Annotated in this window: 25 protein-coding genes and 1 pseudogene; 11 read left to right on the top strand and 15 right to left on the bottom strand. The window is 42.8% G+C overall.

Features of this window, described 5'->3' with window-relative positions; genetic code table 11:
* Positions 1–90: 90 nt before the first annotated feature.
* Positions 91–453, bottom strand: coding sequence for a RidA family protein (locus tag FTW16_RS08900; RefSeq protein ID WP_146490751.1), 363 nt, complete (start codon positions 451–453; stop codon positions 91–93).
* Between the two features lie 281 nt (positions 454–734).
* Between FTW16_RS08900 and FTW16_RS08905 the strand changes: the two genes are divergently transcribed.
* Positions 735–1,181, top strand: a complete 447-nt coding sequence (locus FTW16_RS08905; RefSeq protein WP_146490752.1) for a DUF417 family protein — start codon at positions 735–737, stop codon at positions 1,179–1,181.
* A 75-nt stretch (positions 1,182–1,256) separates the two neighbouring features.
* On the opposite strand, the gene FTW16_RS08910 is transcribed toward FTW16_RS08905, so the two are convergent.
* The 6 genes from FTW16_RS08910 to FTW16_RS08930 all read right to left on the bottom strand — a co-directional run bounded on the left by FTW16_RS08910 (position 1,257) and on the right by FTW16_RS08930 (position 5,064).
* Positions 1,257–1,733 (bottom strand): GNAT family N-acetyltransferase, encoded by a 477-nt coding sequence (locus tag FTW16_RS08910; RefSeq protein WP_146490753.1) that lies wholly within the window; start codon positions 1,731–1,733, stop codon positions 1,257–1,259.
* 76 nt (positions 1,734–1,809) lie between these two features.
* Positions 1,810–2,274, bottom strand: a complete 465-nt coding sequence (locus tag FTW16_RS08915; protein ID WP_146490754.1) for an acyltransferase — start codon at positions 2,272–2,274, stop codon at positions 1,810–1,812.
* Between the two features lie 119 nt (positions 2,275–2,393).
* A complete protein-coding gene (locus tag FTW16_RS24475; RefSeq protein WP_186728044.1) occupies positions 2,394–2,543 on the bottom strand; it encodes a hypothetical protein in 150 nt (49 codons plus the stop codon).
* A 145-nt stretch (positions 2,544–2,688) separates the two neighbouring features.
* Positions 2,689–3,204, bottom strand: a complete 516-nt coding sequence (locus FTW16_RS08920) for a GNAT family N-acetyltransferase (RefSeq protein WP_146490755.1) — start codon at positions 3,202–3,204, stop codon at positions 2,689–2,691.
* Positions 3,205–3,235: 31 nt separating this feature from the next.
* Positions 3,236–3,592 carry a hypothetical protein gene (locus FTW16_RS08925; RefSeq protein ID WP_146490756.1) on the bottom strand — a complete coding sequence of 119 codons (357 nt, stop codon included), beginning with the start codon at positions 3,590–3,592 and terminating at the stop codon, positions 3,236–3,238.
* Between the two features lie 224 nt (positions 3,593–3,816).
* The gene (locus tag FTW16_RS08930) at positions 3,817–5,064 is read right to left on the bottom strand and encodes a RidA family protein (protein ID WP_146490757.1); all 1,248 of its coding nucleotides are present in this window, start codon (positions 5,062–5,064) and stop codon (positions 3,817–3,819) included.
* A 783-nt stretch (positions 5,065–5,847) separates the two neighbouring features.
* Here FTW16_RS08930 and FTW16_RS08935 point away from each other — a divergent pair.
* Positions 5,848–6,282 (top strand): glycine zipper family protein, encoded by a 435-nt coding sequence (locus tag FTW16_RS08935; RefSeq protein WP_060981192.1) that lies wholly within the window; start codon positions 5,848–5,850, stop codon positions 6,280–6,282.
* A 12-nt stretch (positions 6,283–6,294) separates the two neighbouring features.
* Entirely contained in the window at positions 6,295–6,819 is a 525-nt protein-coding gene (locus tag FTW16_RS08940) for a porin family protein (RefSeq protein ID WP_146490758.1), read from the top strand.
* A 148-nt stretch (positions 6,820–6,967) separates the two neighbouring features.
* Here the strand turns inward: FTW16_RS08940 and FTW16_RS08945 are convergent, their stop codons facing one another.
* Complete coding sequence (locus FTW16_RS08945; RefSeq protein ID WP_146490759.1) at positions 6,968–7,852, bottom strand: AraC family transcriptional regulator; 885 nt, start codon at positions 7,850–7,852, stop codon at positions 6,968–6,970.
* 193 nt (positions 7,853–8,045) lie between these two features.
* On the opposite strand from FTW16_RS08945, the gene FTW16_RS08950 reads away from it, so the two are divergent.
* The 6 genes from FTW16_RS08950 to FTW16_RS08975 all read left to right on the top strand — a co-directional run bounded on the left by FTW16_RS08950 (position 8,046) and on the right by FTW16_RS08975 (position 14,021).
* Positions 8,046–9,194: an iron-containing alcohol dehydrogenase gene (locus FTW16_RS08950; RefSeq protein WP_146490760.1), complete on the top strand. Its 1,149-nt coding sequence runs from the start codon at positions 8,046–8,048 to the stop codon at positions 9,192–9,194.
* 235 nt (positions 9,195–9,429) lie between these two features.
* Positions 9,430–10,176, top strand: coding sequence for an amino acid ABC transporter ATP-binding protein (locus FTW16_RS08955; RefSeq protein WP_146490761.1), 747 nt, complete (start codon positions 9,430–9,432; stop codon positions 10,174–10,176).
* Positions 10,176–10,973 carry an amino acid ABC transporter permease gene (locus tag FTW16_RS08960; RefSeq protein WP_146490762.1) on the top strand — a complete coding sequence of 266 codons (798 nt, stop codon included), beginning with the start codon at positions 10,176–10,178 and terminating at the stop codon, positions 10,971–10,973. The genes FTW16_RS08955 and FTW16_RS08960 overlap by 1 nt, the downstream gene beginning before the upstream one ends.
* A 12-nt stretch (positions 10,974–10,985) precedes the next feature.
* The gene (locus FTW16_RS08965) at positions 10,986–11,795 is read left to right on the top strand and encodes a transporter substrate-binding domain-containing protein (RefSeq protein ID WP_012600468.1); all 810 of its coding nucleotides are present in this window, start codon (positions 10,986–10,988) and stop codon (positions 11,793–11,795) included.
* Positions 11,796–11,945: 150 nt separating this feature from the next.
* Positions 11,946–12,872 carry an amino acid ABC transporter permease gene (locus FTW16_RS08970; protein WP_146490763.1) on the top strand — a complete coding sequence of 309 codons (927 nt, stop codon included), beginning with the start codon at positions 11,946–11,948 and terminating at the stop codon, positions 12,870–12,872.
* A 204-nt stretch (positions 12,873–13,076) separates the two neighbouring features.
* Positions 13,077–14,021, top strand: coding sequence for an ADP-ribosylglycohydrolase family protein (locus FTW16_RS08975; protein WP_146490764.1), 945 nt, complete (start codon positions 13,077–13,079; stop codon positions 14,019–14,021).
* A 63-nt stretch (positions 14,022–14,084) separates the two neighbouring features.
* On the opposite strand, the gene FTW16_RS08980 is transcribed toward FTW16_RS08975, so the two are convergent.
* Positions 14,085–14,969, bottom strand: coding sequence for a LysR family transcriptional regulator (locus FTW16_RS08980; RefSeq protein WP_146490765.1), 885 nt, complete (start codon positions 14,967–14,969; stop codon positions 14,085–14,087).
* A 102-nt stretch (positions 14,970–15,071) separates the two neighbouring features.
* Between FTW16_RS08980 and FTW16_RS08985 the strand changes: the two genes are divergently transcribed.
* Entirely contained in the window at positions 15,072–15,680 is a 609-nt protein-coding gene (locus tag FTW16_RS08985; RefSeq protein WP_146490766.1) for a LysE family translocator, read from the top strand.
* Between the two features lie 53 nt (positions 15,681–15,733).
* Here the strand turns inward: FTW16_RS08985 and FTW16_RS08990 are convergent, their stop codons facing one another.
* Positions 15,734–16,291, bottom strand: coding sequence for a hypothetical protein (locus FTW16_RS08990; protein ID WP_146490767.1), 558 nt, complete (start codon positions 16,289–16,291; stop codon positions 15,734–15,736).
* 299 nt (positions 16,292–16,590) lie between these two features.
* Here FTW16_RS08990 and FTW16_RS08995 point away from each other — a divergent pair, with 299 nt between their 5' ends.
* Entirely contained in the window at positions 16,591–17,520 is a 930-nt protein-coding gene (locus FTW16_RS08995) for a VirK/YbjX family protein (RefSeq protein WP_146490768.1), read from the top strand.
* 20 nt (positions 17,521–17,540) lie between these two features.
* On the opposite strand, the pseudogene FTW16_RS09000 reads toward FTW16_RS08995, so the two are convergent.
* The 5 genes and pseudogenes from FTW16_RS09000 to FTW16_RS09020 all read right to left on the bottom strand — a co-directional run.
* A pseudogene (locus FTW16_RS09000) lies at positions 17,541–17,789 on the bottom strand (Tat pathway signal protein); the annotation flags it as partial.
* A gap of 84 nt (positions 17,790–17,873) precedes the next feature.
* Positions 17,874–18,305, bottom strand: a complete 432-nt coding sequence (locus FTW16_RS09005; protein WP_146490769.1) for a GNAT family N-acetyltransferase — start codon at positions 18,303–18,305, stop codon at positions 17,874–17,876.
* A 93-nt stretch (positions 18,306–18,398) separates the two neighbouring features.
* The gene (locus FTW16_RS09010; RefSeq protein ID WP_146490770.1) at positions 18,399–18,893 is read right to left on the bottom strand and encodes a GNAT family N-acetyltransferase; all 495 of its coding nucleotides are present in this window, start codon (positions 18,891–18,893) and stop codon (positions 18,399–18,401) included.
* Positions 18,894–18,940: 47 nt separating this feature from the next.
* The gene (locus FTW16_RS09015; RefSeq protein WP_146490771.1) at positions 18,941–19,363 is read right to left on the bottom strand and encodes an N-acetyltransferase; all 423 of its coding nucleotides are present in this window, start codon (positions 19,361–19,363) and stop codon (positions 18,941–18,943) included.
* Between the two features lie 100 nt (positions 19,364–19,463).
* On the bottom strand, positions 19,464–19,802 hold the full coding sequence (locus FTW16_RS09020; RefSeq protein ID WP_146490772.1) for a zinc ribbon domain-containing protein YjdM: 339 nt from the start codon (positions 19,800–19,802) through the stop codon (positions 19,464–19,466).
* Positions 19,803–19,824 lie beyond the last annotated feature (22 nt).

Genomic DNA, 19,824 nt, shown 5'->3' on the forward strand with positions numbered 1-19,824 from the left:
AAAAAGCCACTCAAGTGATTCACCTGAGTGGCTTTGTTTTATCTGCTCGTTAAATGTATCGACGAAGCTTATTTCTACCGATAGTTCGGTTTATTGAAACTGTTCACCCGCAGCAACCATGAATGACATTTCAACCAATAGCTCAGGATTAGCAAGTTCTGCTTTCACGCATGCTCGGCTTGGCGCGCAGCCTTCAGGGAACCACGCTTCCCAAACTTCATTTAGTGCATCAAAGTTAGCGAAATCCGTTAGGTAAATCGTTACGGACAACACGCGAGATTTGTCACTGCCTACTAAGCTCATCATTTCTTCAGCTTGACCAAAAATTTGCTGAACCTGACTTTTGATACCTGCCGTTGTATCCGTTTCAGCAACTTCCACAAAACTTGCGATACCGTTGAAAACAGTCACATCTGACCAACGCTTGGTCGGGTTAATTCTATGAATTTTCACTGGTTATACTCTTCTTATAATTAGGGGGAACATCAGCGTAATTTAATCCAAATCGCAAATATTGAAAACAAAAATTGGAAAACTCGTAGCTCCTTTTGAACAGCATGATCGTCTACCTATTACTTCAGTTCTCAACACCACTAGTCTTTCGGTTCATATCGAGACAATTAGTCGCCACCTGTTAAATCTCTAGATAAATATATTAATTATTATTCTCGACGCGAAATTTAATCTGAACTCTTGCGGTCATATTCAGGGATTTTATTAAATGGAGTACTTTTATGCATGTTCAAACCTATGATTTAAAACAGAGTAATGTGGGATATAACCTTGGTGTGGTTGGCGTGGCATTAGTGCTAGCTTGGATTGGTATTTATAAGTTTACGCCAACCGAAGCAATGCTCATTGAACCGCTAATCGCAAATCATCCAGCAATGAACTGGCTTTACAGTCTGTTCTCGGTACAAGCTGTGTCTAACATGGTGGGTGGCACGGAGATCATTGTAGCGATTGGACTGATAGTTGGATTTAAGAAACCGACGGTTGCCTTCTACTCAGGCATTGCAGCAGCGGCTATCTTTGTTGTGACACTCAGTTTCCTTATTACAACGCCAAACGCTTGGAAAGTATCAGATGGTATCTTAGTCACTAACTTCTTCCTCGTGAAAGACATCCTGTTTTTGGCTATCGCGATTAGCGTAATCGAACGTAACAAACCTCAGAAGTAACCGTAACGTAAACCTTTAAATAAAAAGGCTCGAAGCTGGCTAGAAGGACGCTGCCAGCTTCTGATGTATAAGGTTTTACTTGGCAATACCATCGTGATTAAAGCACTGTCTCGTTACTAAGCCCCATTTTTCGTCCTGATACTGGTCTTCAACGAAGTTGCCTGAAGTGTAGTCATTGACCACCTCTCTCCAGAATTTAACAGCATGCTCTGCACCTAGTACTTGCTTGATCTCCCAACTGCCCTTTAGGTGTTCAAACAGTTCAGAAATAAACTGTTTTCCTACTTTATTTTTTCGAAAATAAGGCACTACATAGAAGTCGCAAATCTCAAACTCGTTTGGCGCTTTGGTTTCAATGGCGGTTAACGCGGCAGGAACTCCATCAATGTAGAGTAAGTAACCCGTAACGCTATCACCAAGCGTCGGGTAGATCTCAAACAAGCCGTACTCGTCTGGTTTATCTCCAATGATCTTTGAAAACTCGGCCGCATACCCCTGATACAAATTCGCGTATACCTGTTGATTACCGCTATAGACTGTCACAATGTTCATAAACAACTCTCTTTCTAACAATCACTATTGATGCCATATATTATGAATCATAAACGGTAACTTTGTCTTCTCGAAACTAAGGTAAGTCTCTTAACTTCTTAGCTGGGTTACCTGCATAGATACCTTTCTCAGTGATGTCTTTGGTGACCACACTGCCCGCGCCGATTACTGCACCTTCACATATGTTCACAGGCAGAACCGTGGCGTTAGAACCAATCGTGACGTTGTCAGCTATCCAGGTACGACCCCAGCTTTCAGGATTGGGATCTGGCTTGCCATCTCTAAATAAGTCGTTGGCAAACATGACTCCGTGGCCAACAAAGCAGTCACTGCCAATAGTCACATACTCGCAAATAAAAGTGTGAGATTGAATCTTAGCTCTTGCACCTATCACGGAGTTCTTTTGAATCTCAACAAAGGGGCCAATGAATACATCATCTTTAAGCTCACAGCCATAAACGTTGCTTGGCTCGATGATAGTGACATTCTCACCACAGGTAATATCAGTAATCTGTGCTTTTAAAACTCTAGGGCTTGCCATGCTTCCTCTAAGATCAACACCATATATCAATCTAAACAATTGTGCCGTAAGCAATTAAGTACAAGCAAATTGTAAGAAAGAGAGTTGGTAGTGGATCAAAGATTCCATGAGTCTGATAACTAAAACAGCCCAACCAACACGACTGACATCAGTACCCCACCTATAAAGCTAGGCGCATGAAATGGGCGAGCTTTAGATTTTACGTACTCTATCTGAAGCTCTTCTTGATAAGTTTTGACGGCGAGTTCTTTTACGTAGTTATTTTGCATAATAAGCTCCTTTTCTATGATTAAGAGAAGCTTAGGACTTGAAGCTAGGTTGAGGTAAAGCAAAAATTCAAATTAATTGAACACTTTATTTCGCTCGACCTTCTAATGTTTGTAAGTGTAGGAATGTAAACGACAGACAAGAAGACTAGAGCAGAGATCGGTACACACACAACTCACGATCTTCACCATGAATTTTGCGTACCTGTTTCTCAACGAACTCAACACCGAGTTTTCGGATAACAGACTCTGAGCGTTTATTTTCAGACAAGTGCATCACTTCCAACTCAGTGAGTCCCAAATGAGCTTTACCGTATTCTACTAGCGCAGAAGAAGCTTCAAACGCGATGCCCTGCCCCCAAAACGGAACACCAAGCCAATAGCCAAGAGTACCAACGCCATCGACTAAACTAGGGAAGCTGACCGCACCAATGATTTCATCGTTAGCTTTAAGAGTTATCGCGTAAATCACACCCTTTTCTTCATTAAAGAAAGACTCGTGCGAGTTAATCCATTCAACCGCCATCGTTGGTTTGTATGGATGAGGAATGGCAGCTGTCATATCCGCTATCACTTTCTCACCCGCGAGATCAGCGACGCGCTCGCTATCACTCAACCTAAATGGCCTTAAGATTAATCGTTCTGTGATAATGTTCTGCTGCATAACCTTTCCCTCACCTATCGTCTTATAACGATTATTCAAGAATGACCCTAAAGACATCATTATTCACGCCACCCACACCCACTAATTCTCCAGTTTCCATATGAAGTGAAGTGTTTAATTGTCGAGTTGAGCGTGGCTCTTTCGTTTCTCGAATCACGAGCAGATCGACCAAGTAGCCAGAGTATTGCTTTCGTATTAATCCTGAAAAAGTAACACTTTCAACCCTATCCGCGAGTACAGAATTAAATGTTTTATCTTCTAAAACACCCGCGGAGATGGATGTATCACCATAAAATAGCGTGATGGTTGTTGGGTCGGGAGTTAACTTTTGATTGGATGAACACCCCATCATAGCTAAGCACAACATTAAAATAACTCGAAATTGCATAAACTGGTTTTCTTACGTTAAGCGTATGTTTTTCATATTAAAACACTTCACATCAATAAACACCATATGTCGGGCAGAAGCTTGTTTAGAGTAAGTTATGTAGTGAGGCTTAACGAAGGAGTTACGTCTTGAGATGGGTTCGTTAATCAGAGAATCGGCTCTAGCTCCTTGTTCAGAAGCTAAAGCCGACATTAGATCGAGATTATCGAATTGGGTTCAGTGAATTAAGCAACAACGTCTTGTGGAGGTGTGCCTTCGCAGTTAGAAACGACAGCATCAATTTGAATCAGTGCATTCATAGGAATCTCTGAAACCCCCACCACCGTTCTTGCCGGTAAGTCAGCATTAAAGAACGTAGTGTAGACCTCGTTCACCGCATCAATATCTGAAATATCTTTAAGTTGAATATTAATTTTCACCGTATCGTCCATGCTATGGTCAACACTTTCAATGATCGCCTTAATATTCTTAAGACACTGTTCAGTTTGCTCTTTTATACCACCAGCAATCACTGCATTGGTTTTCGGATCTACAGGTAGTTGACCTGAAATATGGTTATAGTGAGAGAAAGCAACGGTGTGCGAATAAGGCATGAATGGTGCAGCAACAGTATTATTAGCTTCAATAACCAGTAGGCGCGTATCTTCTGGTAATTGCGGCGGTGTACCGTCGCCATGTGAAACGGACGTATCGATTTGAATTAAAGCGCCCATTGGCAGTTCAGCGGCATTAACAACCGTTCGCGCTGGTACGTAACTTGGGAAGAACTTAGCACAAACTTCATTTACCTTGCCTGCATCTTCAACATTTTTAAGGTAAATAGTGGTTTTAACCACATCATTCATTACATGACCGATGCTTTCTAGAATAGCTTTAATGTTTGATAGGCATTGTGCTGTTTGCGCCTCGATACCACCATCAACCAACTCACCTGTGGTTACATCTATCGGTAACTGAGCTGAAAGATTGTTGTAGTGAGAGAAAGCCGCTGTCTGAGTTGATACAGTACTTTGAGGCGCATTATCCGTATTTCTTGATACCTTTACTAGCGCGCAAGGTGCTTGTGGTTTAGTGCCTTCTCCGTTTGAAATCAGAGCATCCATTTGAACTAAAGCGTCACTATGCGGTAGCGCAGTTACGCCCACGACTGTACGCGTAGGAAGAGTGTTGTGGAAGAAGCTTTTGTAGACTTCATCAATAGCATCGATATCAGAAATATTCTTAACGAAAACATTAATCTTCACGACATCATCCATAACATGGTCGATGCTTTCAACAATGGCTTTAATATTATTTAAGCATTGTGCTGCTTGGTCTTTAATATCGCCAATCACGACTTCACCTGTTTTAGGTTCAACAGGTAATTGAGCTGAAAAATTATTATAATGAGAAAAAGCGACCGTTTGTGTAGATACAGAGTTTATTGGTGCATTTTCAGTATTTCTTGAAATTTTAATGATATCGCTACTCATCGGAATTATCCTTTTAATAATAAATATATACGTATTTATATTTAACAATTGTATTGGGAAGAATGATTAAAGTAGCGCCATGTTAAGTGAATTGTTTTAGGGTAAACGTGATATCCATCAGAGTATTACCTGACTATAAATCAGTGATTTATAGAATAATTAGTCATCAAACGCCTAATTATCCGCAAATAAGATGGTGAACCGAGTAATAAGTCCCCTTTATCTTTTGATATATTCAACAATCATGAATACCCACTCAGATAAAGATATAGATAACTTTTAAAATTTAGAAAACATTTGATAGGTTGTTCACATTAAAGCCCTGAAAAATCACTTACTAGATGAATTGTGAAGAACACACTCTTAGATTTGTGCATAAACTATTAGCCCAGATAAGTAATTATTTTAGAGCCATTTAATTATATAAATACGTTAATAATATATTCCACAATCGAATACCAGAACACTAACATTGCCCACCATTAGATACATTTACTCACCTTACTTAACAAGGAGGTTGTGATCGTTCAAACTCTCTCTTTTTAAATTCAACCTCTCTCATAACCACTCACAACGGCCAATCCATAAATGAACCATGATATGCGTAAGACAAATAACTCTTATGTTTCAAGGTCATTATCCAACATGTGCCTGCCAAGATAGTATGCCCCCAACATGAAGACCACCTATAGCTTCATTAAGTCTAAATCTATTTGTCGACCTAGAAGAAATTTCAATATCAATGATTTAACTAATTAGTTTAATCAACTTGAGGATTAGAAAGTGAACAAAAGAACGAAACTGTTAGGGCTGAGCTTAGCTATAACCTCCCTCTCAGCCCTTGCTGGTGGTGGCTACATCACAGACCCAACAACTCACATTTCATTCAATTACGACAACGTGACCCTTGAGGTTGCTCAGAAAGAGCTCGCAACGTGTCAAGGTGTTGCTGAATCAACACTGACAGCCCCCACTGAAACCAAGAAAGGAAGCGGCGTAAAAGGCGCAGCTAAAGGGGCGGCCGCTGGCGCTGCTGTTGGCGCTATCTCTGGTGGCTCAGGCTCTGACGCTGCCAAGACTGGCGCGGCGATTGGTGTAGTCTCCGGTAGAGTTAGCGGCCGACGAGCAGGGGCTCAGGCTGAAGAAGATAACAAAGCCATGTATGCGACAGTGTTGAGAAACTGCATGATTGATAAGAAATACAACGCCCTGAACTAAGGAGATTCGGCAATGACAAAGTTCATTAAAAAAAGAATGTTAGCTGCTCTATTAGCAGGATTTTCTGCTCCCTCTATGGCTGATATTGCGTTCGGCTTGGGGTATCAGGAGGGAGATAAACTCTCATCTCAATACATCGACCTGATGCTTCGTGGTGACATATTGGAGATTGGCGGTGAATACCAGCACAGAAAGCGTGATGATAAGCTAGAAGACTACGACCAAGACGCGATCAGTGACGGCATGGCATTTTTAAAGGTAGGCGCTGGTTACAGCTTCCCGCTTAAACGTATCACAGTTCGCCCTTATTATAATTTCGGCATCGGTGGCGCTCAGGTCAGCGACGAGGTTGATGACGCGGCCAACCCTGACGCAACCTATTTCAACGCCCTCGGTGTATCTACTAAATGGAAATTTGCAGAGCTAAAAATGGAGTGGAGAAACTACCAAGTGGACAGCGGCGAGTCAGAGGGTGAGGAGCTACCTTATGACATTGATGAGGACACGTTTAACGTATCTATTGGTGTGGCTTTCTAGAGATTGATTCTTATGGGGCTAAACTAAACAAACTCTTTGTAGCGGTGAGGTCTTTGGCTTCAATGTTTACTATCAGGAAATGATATTAACTCGTATCGAAGTGCAGTGAAGCCTTCTACTTCCTCTCGTCAGCCTACAATATAAAGAACTAAACCGCTCTTGGGGTTGTGTTGAAATGACGCTTAAATTCGCGACTGAATTGGGATGGACTAGAATAGCCAACTCGGCGTGCGGCATCACTAATACGCAGGCCTTCTAACTGGATCAGCTCCTTGGCTTTGTTGAGCCTTACCTTCTTCAAATATTGAAGTGGTGACTCAAACGTCACGTTGCGGAAAGCATTATGAAAAGCAGACACACTCATGTTTGCTTCGTCAGCAAGCGATTGAACAGTAATGGTTTGGTCGTACTCTTCATGCACTTTAGATAGTGCTTTCGCGACACGTGCGTAATGGCCATCATGATGCGCCAAATCAAACAGCACTCGCCCTTCTGAACCGGTTAAGGCGCGGTAGACAATTTCGCTGACCATGGCATCACCCAATATGTTGGCTTCGATGTCGCAATGCAGCATTTTCACCAATCGAGTAAAACTTTCTAGCATTTGCTCTTCCATCGGTGTCGATTCTAAGCCGCTAGAATTCTGTTTGTGCTTATTGCAATAGCTCTCAAGAAAACCTTGGTCTTCTAACTTTTTTACCAAGCTGTGCAAACGTTGAGAGTCAATGTTGATAGATAAACCAAGTAATGGTTCGCCATTAACAGGCAAGGCTTCACACTCCAATGGCATTGGCACGCCTACCACAAGATAATCACCTGCAGCGTAAGTAACGGGTCTGTCGCCAATGTAGATGTTCTTTTTGCCCTGCCCGAGCATGATAATACCCGACTGATAAGTGAATGGCTGACGCTGGTTGCCGCCACTGCTTCTATACAACCACACACCGCCAATTTCAGTTTCTCTGATCCCTTCAAGATCATCCCAACCTTTGTGTTCTACATAAGACTGTAATAACTGCGCGAGTGTTTGCATAAGTGGCGACTTTCCATTCTAAGTGCTAAGAGTAAGTAAGTTAAAGCAAAGGAAGAATATCAATTTTGTAGAAATAGGCAATTAATTTGGAGGAACTGGCCTTCACCACCCTAGATTCCTGTACTAATATGCAAATATAGAAATTAAGCAACACATCAGAATAAAAAATCTAGCTTTACACAAGGAACCTACAATGCAATTTACTTATGTTAACCCTACTGTAATCCACTTCGGCCAAGGCCAAATCAATGCTATCAGCCAAGCAGTTGATACTTCTAAGAAAGTGCTAGTCATCTACGGTGGCGGTTCAATCAAAAGCAACGGTGTTTACGACCAAGTTGTCGAATCTCTTAAAGATCACGCTTGGATTGAGTTTTCTGGTGTTGAAGCTAACCCAACGAAAGAGACGCTAGATAAAGCAGTCGCTCTTGTTAAAGAAGAAGACGTAGAATTCATTATCGCTGTTGGTGGTGGTTCGGTAATCGACGGTTCTAAATACGTTGCTGCAGCGGCTAAATACGACGGCGACGGTTGGGATATCCTAGCGGGCAAACACCAAGTAACTGAAGCTACTCCTATTGGTGCAGTACTGACACTTCCTGCAACAGGTTCTGAATCTAACATGGGTGCTGTAATCACTCGTAAAGAGACTCAAGAGAAACTGGCGTTCATGAACCCTGCTGTACAACCTAAGTTCGCGGTTATGGATCCAGACGTAATGAAGTCTCTTCCTGAGCGTCAATTGATCAACGGTCTAGTTGATGCATGGGTTCACGTGTGTGAGCAATACATCACAATGCCAATAGACGCGATGGTTCAAGACGGTTACGCAGAAACACTACTTAAAAACCTACTTGTACTGGGTAAGCAATACGACGAGCGTGACAACGACGCATGGCGTGCAAACCTAATGTGGACAGCAAACCAAGCGCTTAACGGCCTGATTGGTACTGGCGTTCCTCAAGATTGGGCAACACATATGATTGGCCACGAGTTCACAGCACTATGGCACGTAGACCACGCACGTTCTCTTGCGATTGTTCAACCTTCGCTACTTCGTAATCAAATCGAAGCGAAGCGTGGCAAGCTAGAGCAAATGGGTCGTAACGTATTTGGCCTAGAAGCGGGTGCTGACTTGGCAGAGCGCACTATTGCTGCAATCGCAGCTTTCTATCACAGCTTAGACGTTCCAACGATGTTCGACGGTTACGAAACAAACAAAGCAACTGCGATCGACAATGTTGTCGCTCAACTTGAATCACATGGCTACCTGCAACTAGGCGAAAACCAAGCAATCACACCTGAGAAAACACGCGAGATTCTAGAGTCTGCGATTCAATAGCGATCAAAATTAGAGCAAGGAAAACAGGGGTCTAAAGAAAATCACCATAATCTAAAAATTTATTCCGTGAAACTGAACCAAATTCTTTGCCCTTGCGTATATCCTCAAGCAGCGTCCAAATCAGGCGCTGCTTTTTAATTTGCCCTACAAGATGCCATTAAATTCTCATAAGTCCTTAATTTTATGTGCATTCAGATTTCTATATTGGTAAGGTAAACCTGTCTCTTTACTAGGTATGAACAACGATTTGAACAATCTCAAGGAAATGGTTAAGTTTAAGTCACTTAACAAGTGGTATGGTGCTTTTCATGCCCTAAAGGATATCGATTTAAATATTGAACAGGGAGAGATAGTGGTGATTTGCGGGCCATCAGGTTCGGGGAAATCAACCTTGATCCGTTGTATCAATCAGCTAGAACCTTTCGAGAGTGGCGAGCTTTCTGTGCTAGAGCAAGTACTTCCGAGCAAGTTCAACACCCCAGGCCAAGTTGGGATGGTGTTTCAGCACTTTCATTTATTCCCCCATCTTACGGTGCTTGAGAACTTAACTCTGTCCCCGATTCGTACGCTTAAAAAAAGTAAACAAGAAGCCGAGAAGCTTGCAATGCACTATCTCGAGCGCGTGCACATCGCAGAACAAGCCAACAAATACCCAGTGCAACTCTCTGGCGGTCAGCAACAACGCGTGGCTATCGCCCGCTCTCTGTGTATGAAACCCGAGTTACTCTTGTTCGACGAACCAACTTCAGCGCTTGATCCGGAGATGATCAACGAAGTGCTCGATGTGATGGTTGAACTGGCGAGCGAAGGCATCACCATGGTGTGTGTGACCCATGAAATGGGCTTTGCGAAACAAGTGGCCGACCGCGTTATCTTCATGGATGAAGGACAAATTGTGGAATCCAATACGCCTCAAGCGCTTTTTGAAAACCCGCAACATGAACGTACTCAAGCGTTCCTAAATCAGATCCTAACTTATTGATGTTGATTCGAATTATTAAACCCGCCCTATCCGCTTTGGTACAAATTATTGTGCTCGTGGCTGCGGTTGTCTGGATCCTCGATTCTGGCGCACAAACCATGGGATACAGCTGGCAATGGGAGCGCGTGCCAGACTATATTGCTTTCTATGAAGATGGTGAATGGTGGCCTGCAGAATTAGTTGAAGGGCTACTGGTTACCATCAATATTTCTCTGATTTCTTTGGTCGCGACGCTGATCATTGGTTTAACCACAGCGCTATTGAGAAACTCCAACTCAGTGGTTGGACGCACCCTAGCCACCAGCTATGTTGAGTTGATTCGTAATACGCCGTTATTGGTCCAAATTTATTTGCTCTATTTTGTATTTGGTCCCGTATTAGGGCTGGATCGTTTTAGCACTGCCGTTTTAGCCTTAGCACTTTTCCAAGGTGCTTACACTGCCGAGATATTTCGTGCTGGTTTAAACGGTATTGCGAGAGGACAATTTGAAGCGGCACAATCTTTGGGCTTATCAAAAACCTATACTTACTGGGATGTGATTCTTCCTCAGGTGGTACAACGTACCTTGCCGCCTTTAACTAATGAAGTGATCTCTCTTATCAAAAACTCTTCGATTGTGAGTGTCATGGCTATCTTTGACCTAACAACCGAAGCCAGAAACATCGTTTCTGAAACCGCGATGCCATTCGAGATTTGGTTCTCTGTGGCGATCATTTATCTTGCTCTTACACTTTCACTTTCTGCCGTTGCTGCTTGGCTTGAGCATAAGCTCGGATCTAACTGGCGAACACAATAAGGATTTATCAGCATGAAGCTATTTAAAACCGCAATTACAGCCCTACTTGCGCTTGCCGTGAGTTTGCCTGCACTTGCTTCTGAAACGCCTAACCTAGACAAGATTAACGAGCGTGGATCTCTACGTGTCGGTATGTCGACTTTTGTTCCTTGGGCGATGCGTAACAAACAAGGCGATCTTGTCGGCTTTGAAATCGATGTGGCGAAACGTCTTGCTGAGGATTCAGGCTGGAAAGTCGAATTCGTACCGACGGCATGGGATGGCATTATTCCTTCTCTATTATCGAAGAAGTTTGATGTGATCATCGGCGGTATGTCTATCACTGAAGCTCGTGCTAAAAGCGTATTGTTCACTGAACCTTACTCGCACTCTGGCGTTCAACTGGCGGCTAACAAAGAGCTAGCGGAAGGTTTTACTCAGATCTCTGATTTTGATTCTCGCCGCGTAAAAATTGCAGCACGTCGTGGAGCATTCACGGTTCAAGTGGCTCGTGAAACCTTCCCTAAAGCGAAAGTTCTGCAGTTCGATGACGATGCTCAAGCATTCCAAGAAGTATTGAACGGCAACGCACACGCGGTTATCGCGTCTAGCCCGAAACCAGAACACGAAACGATCAAAAACGCAGACACGCTATTTATTCCATTTGAAGAGCGTCTATCCAAAGGTAACGAAGCATTTGCAGTTCGCCTAGGTGAAACTGACAAGGCAGAATTTTTCAACGAATGGATCAAAGCACGTACTGAAGACGGTTGGTTGAAAGAGCGTTACGAGTACTGGTTCTCTACTTTAGATTGGCAAGACCAGATTGCTCAAGGTCAGTAATCTGAAGTTGAGCTCACTTTTTAATATGAGCTAATCTGTCGAATCTAAATCAAGGCAGTGCACTGTTTGCACTGCCTTCTCATCGACAGCTTAAATTGCTTTAGATCCATGTAACACCCCAATAATAATTAATGTTTAAACAGGAATGACGTGAGTAGTACTAGCGCATTGACAACACCTAAGCCCAACGTTCATATGAAGCCTTGGTATCAACGCCTCAACCTTTTGGATGGCGTGTTACTCGCTGTTATTTGTGTGTTTGCAGGTTGGCTCTATTATCGTTCTTCTGTCGGTATTAACTATCAGTGGCGCTGGGAAGACGCGTTCACGTTAATCTTTATTCCACCTTCTCAAGGCAGTATTCCTTATTTCTTTCAAGGTTTGGTTGCAACATTGCGTTTGAGCTTATGGAGCATGGTATTAGCGCTCTCTTTCGGCACACTGTTAGGGGTAGCAAGACACTCTAAGATCACTTTCTTCAAAACACCGGCACTGATTTTCATCCAATTGGTTCGAAACATTCCTCCACTGGTGTTCGTGTTTATCTTTTATTTCTTTGTTTCTAACCAGCTGATCCCTCTGCTTGGCTTAGAAAGTCTTTTACGTGAACATAATGGTGAGATTAATCAACTTCAAGCCTTCTTATTTGGCCCTGCTAACCTTTGGGAAAACTTAGCGTCTGGTGTTATTTGTATTGGTTTGCTCTCTTCGGCTTATATTGCGGAAGTGATTCGAGCGGGTTTAGAAGGTATTCCTAAAGGCCAATGGGAAGCGGCCGATTCGCTTGGCTTATCTGCATTGTCTAAGTATCGATTTGTGGTTGGCCCACAGGTATTAACAGCAATTACGCCACCTTTGGCTGGTCAGGCAATTTCGCTGGTCAAAGACACCTCGATTGTGTCGCTGATTTCGATTCAAGAAATGACGTTTGTTGGTACTGAAATGGCGAACTCTTCCGGTTTGATCTTCGAGATCTGGTTGATTGTAGGCTTCGTATATTTTGCTTTGTGCTTTGCACTTTCACGTCTGTTCAAAGTGATTGAACAACGTTCTAGTGCCTACCTTAATCATCAATAATAGAACGAGTAACACCACCAACTGAATACATTGACTCACCAGATTATTCATCACCCTTATCAATTCCACCTGATTGGTTTAAGCCATTGATCAATCAGGATTAATCCCCTCCAATTTCTTCTTCGAAACACAGCAAAATACTTATCCAATCGCTATACTTAAAGTATCGAACTACGTTGATTCATCTCAAGGACATCGCTCAACATGGACAATCATAAAGAAAGGGCTTTTTACGCCGTCGTTGGCGCATTGGTTGGAGACGCCGCTTCCATGGGGCTGCACTGGTTGTATGACCAAGAGAGGATCTTACACGTAGCTGGTTTTGAACCAGAATTTCGTTCACCAAACCAGTTCGATTATCAAGACAAAGGCTACTTTGCCCACCAAGGAAAAACCGCTGGCGACCAATCGCAATACGGTGCTCAGTTATTGGCGATGGTCGATAGCCTAGTCGACAATCAACACTACGATGAAGCGAGTTACATCAAACACTTCCGCTTCTGGTTTGATTTTGGTGGCAGTTGGCGAGGCTACATTGATAAAGCAACGCGTATGAGCTTGTTGAACATCCATCAATTAGAACTAGAGAACGCCTCGATTACTGCGTGTGGCGCAGATAATACACAACTTCCCGCAGTCTCAAAGATCATTCCATTAGTGGCATGTACTTATACCTCTCACACCTTACCCGCGATGGTAGAGAGTGCGGTGCGAGTCACCAACAACAACGACAAAGCCGTGGAATGGGCACAAGCCATCACCTTATTGGTTCAAGCGGCAATTCAAGGCAACTCGCCACTGCAGTCGGTAGAAATGGTGCGACAAACTTGTAGCAAATTTATACATGATCAAATCGACGAAGCACTGGCTGATCCGGAGCTTTCGATTACAGATGCCGCGAAGAAGTACGGACTACATTGTGAATTGAGTGCTGCGTTCCCACTACTGATTCGCATCATCGCGGGTGCTCAGAGTTATAAACAAGGCATTCGCGACAATATCTTATGTGGCGGTGATAGCTGCGGTCGTGCGATTGTGATTGGAGCAGTCTTAGCGGCGTGTTTCTACGAAGAAGATGGCGCGATTCCAACAGAATGGCTGAACCAAATCGAACTCAATGGTGGCGTGCTGTCTTTGCCTATTGAGTGATTCCCACAATAATGAACTAGAGTCTGACATAAGACAAGCAAACCTCTAGGTCGGATGTCGTTCCTATAAAGTTGGAACACACTGCGATAACTCATTCTTCAGCCAAACAACAAACGGGCTTTCTGGCTCATCATGGTTGCTATCTTGTGTGAGCAGTATGTACTGATGACCTGAAGGCACAAAGCCAAACGGCGCGATCAAGTTACCTCTTTCAATATCGTCGGCTACAAGTGGATAAGACCCTAGAGCGGCTCCTAGCCCATCAACGGCCGCTTGAAAGCAAAAATAGAAGTGTGCAAAGGTCTGGTTTGAACGAGCTTGCGACACCATTCGGCTATCAAATTCACTACCTTTGGTGATGGATACCCAATGGTTCCAAGCGTTTGGTCGTGTGCTGCTGTGCAGTAATTTCACATCGGCTAACTTGTCTTTAACTTGTTGCCAATAGCCAGGCGAGAATACAGGGCCAACCCATTCTTCGACTAGCGGAATCTGTTTGTAGTACTCGGTTACGTTAAAGTCGTCTCGGCGAATTGCCATATCTAATCCAGTTTCACCTAACGTCACAGGCCCACCCGCCGTAGACAAGCGAACATCAATTCCGGATTCGTTATAGAAATCACCGAGTCGAGGCATTAACCAACGCATGGTCAATGTGGGTTCACATGAAACTTCCAACGCTTGATGATTCAGCTGATTAAGTTTATGGACTCCTGTCTCCAAGGCTTGGAACGCTTGCAATGTGTAACCTTTGAGTAATTCCCCTTCTTTGGTGAGACACACATTCCTGCCCTGTTTGTAGAACAAAACTTGGGATAAGTGATTTTCCAATACCTTGATCTGCTTACTCACCGCACCATGGGTAATATTGAGTTTATTCGCCGCTTCACTGTAACTGCTCGAATGCGCTGCTACATGGAAAATATGAAATGCTTTCAAATGTCTCATGTGTGATTTTTTCTCACAGATAGGTGGAATTCATTTCGATTATAGACAGCAATAAAAAACCATACAATGCTAGCTCATCAAATATAAAGAGTTGGAGTCATTATGGAGTGGTTAAGCCTAGCAGTATTGGGACTATTAATTGTTATAAGCCCAGGCGCGGATTTTGTTTTAGTTTTGAAAAACAGTATCAATCAAGGACGACAAGCAGGAATTTGGACTGCAATAGGTGTGAGTTTAGCGATTTGTGTTCACATCAGTTATTCAATGCTTGGGATCAGTTACTTAATCTCACAGAATGAGCAGCTGTTTGACATGATCAGATACGCAGGTGCAGCCTACCTTATTTATCTAGGACTAAAAGGTATCTTGAGTGCGGACAACAAGCTTGCACCTTTGGAAGGAACAAGGCGAAGCACCAGTGTTTGGCGCTATTTAGCACAAGGATTTTTGTGTAACGTGCTGAATCCAAAAACCATGTTGTTCTTCTTAAGCATTTTCAGCCAAGTCATCTCACCCGAAGCTGAGAACCAGCATGTCGCTCTCGGTTATGGGTTGTACATGATAGTTCTTCATGGATTGTGGTTTGGAATTGTCGCAATGTTGTTTACTTCAACGACTTTGCAAAAACACTTGTTGAAAGCCAAGAAAAGGCTCAATCAAGCGTGTGGAGTTGGATTGGTATCTTTTGGCTTAGCGCTAGCATTAAAATAACCCGATGAGTCAAACTATGGCAGCAATAAAAGCTGCCATAGTGATGAACTTAATTAGCCTTCAAAGCCTCCCACTTCCCATTTATTACTCACTTCGTTCGTTAGTAGATTCTGGAAATGCACAACATCTTGCGATTGCCAAATACCAACGTTTAATGCAAAAGACCGATCTTCATCTTGAGTCGCGTGAATAAAATTTGAAGACATCGTTATTGTGTTCGCCTTGATGGTATGTTCAGTTTCTAGGTCAAGACTGAGGTACGACCTACCATCGTTAGCAACAAGGCCACGACGCATATTGCATCGAAACTGAGTTAATACATAGTTGCCCGGTTTGATACCATCAAACAGTGCGTACTTCGTGTCTTCATACACAAATACACGTAAGGTTTGTGGTTCAGAATCAACTAATTTACCATCGACTTTTTCTTGTATATCAAACGAAAACGTTACGCATGGGTAAGTTGAATCGTACTTAGAGATGTTGGTCGCGATAGCTAATGCGCCGTTACCTTTTGGTTCTGACAAGGTGTCGGTAGCCGAAGTAGGGATACTTTTGCAGCCCGAAATACTTACAGCTGCAGCGAATGCAACAATCAGAAACTTATTCATATAAAGCCTTTATTCTTATCAATATAATTATCCGGCGACCCTATCATTAAAAAATCAAACCGAAAACGTGAATTCATAAAATATTGATATGGTTGGCATTATTTTATAGGAATACTAACAATTCTCTTATTTAACGTTCCCTCCAAGCAAGCTCTCCCTAATCGCGTTTAACTTTCGTGGTTGATAGAAACCAACTTATTCAAGTTTCACGATTTTTTCACTAACACCTACTTATCATTTTATGGAGCATCGTTTTTTATTTTCAACGATGCTTTTTTGTTTTCTAAGTTGAGGTAAACGTGCAAAATTTTCGTCAAATCGTTGAGCTTTCCAATGCTGTGCACCCAAACACCAAAGGTTTAACCCGAATCAAGAAAAATCTGCGCTTTACACTATGGGGCGTTATGAATCCTAAGGTCATTCGCAAAGTGCATCAGCTTAAAGAGAAAAGCAATCTCTCAAACCTTCTTGAGCAGAATCCTAAAATCTTTGAAAAGCCACTCAAACCATTCATCTGTATTGGCATCAAACCTAAAACACGTGCTTCGTTACTGCATTCTCACTTCGAACTCTTAGAACGAACATTTGGTCCAAATACAGTGCATCTGCACCTTTCTAACTTTGAGCTTTTGACCTTTGCTGACCGAAATGGAAATGAGTTCAGGATTGAGACTTTCTCGGGGGAATCTCGTGAAGGTTCCTTGGGGATCCGACTCGTCGAGGCCAATACCGGGCTGACTATTTACTCGGTCACCTTCAATATATCTGATAATAATGGGCGTCGCACCATGCACATAGGCTGCCTACAGGGTACAAACAAGCGAATCACCAGCAGCCAAGACAAAATCAAAGAACTGACGCGTTCGTTACACGGGCTAAGACCAAAGTCACTTATGGTTGAACTCGCAACTATGTTTGCTAATTACATGAAAGTTAATGAGATTTTAACCGTTTCGAATAAAGGTCATATCTATCAAGCGATGCGCTATATCGGTTCTAAACGTAGTGCTATAACATTTGATTACGACACGTTGTGGACTGAAAATGGCGCCTCTTTGGTCGATAAACATTGGTTTTCCTTGCCCATTAAGCCTCTTCGTAAAGACACTGACACATTGAAAAAGACCAAACGTCGCTTGTACACAAAACGCTATGATTGGCTCAAGCAAACTGAAGAACAGCTCATTTCAAGGTTAAACGACATTAAATCTGCTCCCAAGTTACATTAATTGTTGATAGAAGCGCCCTACTAGATGATATCCAGTGGCTTTACCATTTCACTATCAGGGAAGATGGTGTCTAGCTGCTTCGTTTTTATAGATAGGTGTTGACCAAGGACACCTTTAATTACACCTCGCATATCAGTCGTTGGTTTGAGATCTCGCCCTTGATACAGATCCTTTGGGCTTAATCCTGCATCCAGAGTTTTAAGTTGGTTGCTCAACCTTCCATTTACACCACCCTGATTGGCGTGAGTGGCCCACCCACCTAGTTCCATAGGGAGCTTTACAAGGTTTTACGTTAGATGGGTGTCAGGTGCCTATCAAGTTACGGAGATGGTGTGATCTTTTTGGGGGAATGTCTATTTGCGCCACATATAAACAAACTGTTCGTTCTGCGAGGTAATTTCAAAGCCAAATCTCAAGTACAACTCCCCAACTCGATTACCTTGTAGGTAACAAAGTTCGACGGGTTTATTGAGGCTGTCAGCCTTAGTTAAACAATCTTTCAATACTTGGCTACCAATGCCCTTGCCATGATACTCAGGCAGTAAGAAGAAGCGGCAAAAATAGAAGTGTCCGCCTTTGTCTTGCAACAACACACTACCAATCGCTTTACCTTGATATTCGATGATTTCAGGCCGTTCTTCTGCCCACTCTTCGGCGTGTATATCTCGTTGAGTTTGCTCATCCCAGCCAAATACGGCCTTGATTGCCTCAAACTCAGCGGCCTTCTTAAGCTCAAACAGAAATTCATAATCTGATAACTGAGCAGGTCTTGTTGAATACTTCAAAATACCTCCAACAATAATTGGTTATGGCCTCATTTTCGTTTAAACCGGGACATAGTAACCCCGATAAAACCCCAAAATGCCACGCTTAAATGTTCATTTTCGTTCTAGTTGGTAACGTAAGACTTCGTGTTTATCTTGCTCCGAGTAAAAGGTATTCAGGAATTGTCCACCGCACTTCTCAATCACCTTTTGCGAAGCTATATTGCCCCTCTCACACGTAATAATAGCGTTTTCGGACAATACGTGCTGTTGAACCCAAGACAACATATGACTTGCGATACCCCGCCCTCTCGCTTGTGGCAAAGTCTCGTAGCCGATATGTCCTATGACATCGTGAATGTACGGACTGGTACCATGACGAACTCTTATCACTCCAAGAATACGTCCAGACTCGAAACAAAAATAAGTAGAAGCAGGCGTCCACCCTTCTGGCAATCCCTCACCTTTTGAATAAGCAATTCGTCTTTCCAAATAGGCATCACTGCCATCAGAAATACCCGTGTAAATATCTAACCCATCTTCAGTACAGGCATTCACATAGTGATGAAAGGCAGTTGAATGTGAAAGAGCAGCTTTAACCATGTCCATATAATGTTGATTCCTAGTTACTTTTCTTCCGGGGTTAGCTATCAAGCTTAAACTAAGTGCATGGTGTATTCTTGGTGTCCGGTATGCTCATCAGATTGTTCGCTCACAATAGAAAAACCTTGGGACAAATAGAACTGAATCGTCGCCTGGTTTTCTTTATATACATTTAAAGACAAGTTCGGACATTCAAGCTTTGCGTGTTGGATTAGTTGCTTACCAATACCACTGCCTTGATGTTCTGTACTGACAAAGATCGCCGCTAGTATCTCTTCGTAAAGTGAATAGAAGCCACGAACCTCACCATTGACTTGGTACACATAGGTTTGTGATGCAGGAATATATAGGTCGCGCATATTACCAACCTGGGACTCCCAGAACTCAGGAGCCACAAAATCATGCGCCTTGATCGAGGCGGTTAACCAAATGTCTAAAACGGATTCAATATCGGCTGGGCGGTATTCTCTGATCATTTTAATTCTCTGAAATTATTGCGGTTTAATATGCTAATCAGTATGGCCGAGAAGCCACTTAAACTTATTGAAGGTTTACGACAATTATTTGAAATAATGGTTATTGCTTCTTAACGTACTTCGCCGTAACGAGCATTTCACCACCACCATCAAGCTTGCAATCTAACTGGTGGTCCTTACCTTCATTGATGCGACGAATCACTGCTTTAGTACCGATTTTCAATACGCTAGAACTGCCTTTCACTTTTAGATCTTTAATGAAAGTAACTTTATCGCCGGTATCTAACACTGCACCGTTAACGTCCTTAACGCGCGCGGCTTCTCTTTCTAGACGCTCTTCTTCTGGGTTCCATTCGTAGGCACACTCAGGGCAGATTAAGTGATTTTGGTCTTGATAGACATATTCAGATTGGCATTGCGGGCAAGGAGGTAAAGACATACGTTAATACTTCATTTAAATA

This window comes from Vibrio sp. T20 (genome assembly GCF_007858795.1).
Classification (GTDB): Bacteria; Pseudomonadota; Gammaproteobacteria; order Enterobacterales; family Vibrionaceae; genus Vibrio; species Vibrio satsumensis.

Bases quoted from the DNA above. Each gene is read 5' to 3' on its own strand.
- FTW16_RS08905 (WP_146490752.1), top strand. From the start codon at position 735: ATGCATGTTCAAACCTATGATTTAAAACAGAGTAATGTGGGATATAAC.
- FTW16_RS08910 (WP_146490753.1), bottom strand. From the start codon at position 1,733: ATGAACATTGTGACAGTCTATAGCGGTAATCAACAGGTATACGCGAAT.
- FTW16_RS08915 (WP_146490754.1), bottom strand. From the start codon at position 2,274: ATGGCAAGCCCTAGAGTTTTAAAAGCACAGATTACTGATATTACCTGT.
- FTW16_RS24475 (WP_186728044.1), bottom strand. From the start codon at position 2,543: ATGCAAAATAACTACGTAAAAGAACTCGCCGTCAAAACTTATCAAGAA.
- FTW16_RS08920 (WP_146490755.1), bottom strand. From the start codon at position 3,204: ATGCAGCAGAACATTATCACAGAACGATTAATCTTAAGGCCATTTAGG.
- FTW16_RS08925 (WP_146490756.1), bottom strand. From the start codon at position 3,592: ATGCAATTTCGAGTTATTTTAATGTTGTGCTTAGCTATGATGGGGTGT.
- FTW16_RS08930 (WP_146490757.1), bottom strand. From the start codon at position 5,064: ATGAGTAGCGATATCATTAAAATTTCAAGAAATACTGAAAATGCACCA.
- FTW16_RS08940 (WP_146490758.1), top strand. From the start codon at position 6,295: ATGACAAAGTTCATTAAAAAAAGAATGTTAGCTGCTCTATTAGCAGGA.
- FTW16_RS08945 (WP_146490759.1), bottom strand. From the start codon at position 7,852: ATGCAAACACTCGCGCAGTTATTACAGTCTTATGTAGAACACAAAGGT.
- FTW16_RS08950 (WP_146490760.1), top strand. From the start codon at position 8,046: ATGCAATTTACTTATGTTAACCCTACTGTAATCCACTTCGGCCAAGGC.
- FTW16_RS08955 (WP_146490761.1), top strand. From the start codon at position 9,430: ATGAACAACGATTTGAACAATCTCAAGGAAATGGTTAAGTTTAAGTCA.
- FTW16_RS08960 (WP_146490762.1), top strand. From the start codon at position 10,176: ATGTTGATTCGAATTATTAAACCCGCCCTATCCGCTTTGGTACAAATT.
- FTW16_RS08965 (WP_012600468.1), top strand. From the start codon at position 10,986: ATGAAGCTATTTAAAACCGCAATTACAGCCCTACTTGCGCTTGCCGTG.
- FTW16_RS08975 (WP_146490764.1), top strand. From the start codon at position 13,077: ATGGACAATCATAAAGAAAGGGCTTTTTACGCCGTCGTTGGCGCATTG.
- FTW16_RS08980 (WP_146490765.1), bottom strand. From the start codon at position 14,969: ATGAGACATTTGAAAGCATTTCATATTTTCCATGTAGCAGCGCATTCG.
- FTW16_RS08985 (WP_146490766.1), top strand. From the start codon at position 15,072: ATGGAGTGGTTAAGCCTAGCAGTATTGGGACTATTAATTGTTATAAGC.
- FTW16_RS08990 (WP_146490767.1), bottom strand. From the start codon at position 16,291: ATGAATAAGTTTCTGATTGTTGCATTCGCTGCAGCTGTAAGTATTTCG.
- FTW16_RS09010 (WP_146490770.1), bottom strand. From the start codon at position 18,893: ATGGACATGGTTAAAGCTGCTCTTTCACATTCAACTGCCTTTCATCAC.
- FTW16_RS09015 (WP_146490771.1), bottom strand. From the start codon at position 19,363: ATGATCAGAGAATACCGCCCAGCCGATATTGAATCCGTTTTAGACATT.
- FTW16_RS09020 (WP_146490772.1), bottom strand. From the start codon at position 19,802: ATGTCTTTACCTCCTTGCCCGCAATGCCAATCTGAATATGTCTATCAA.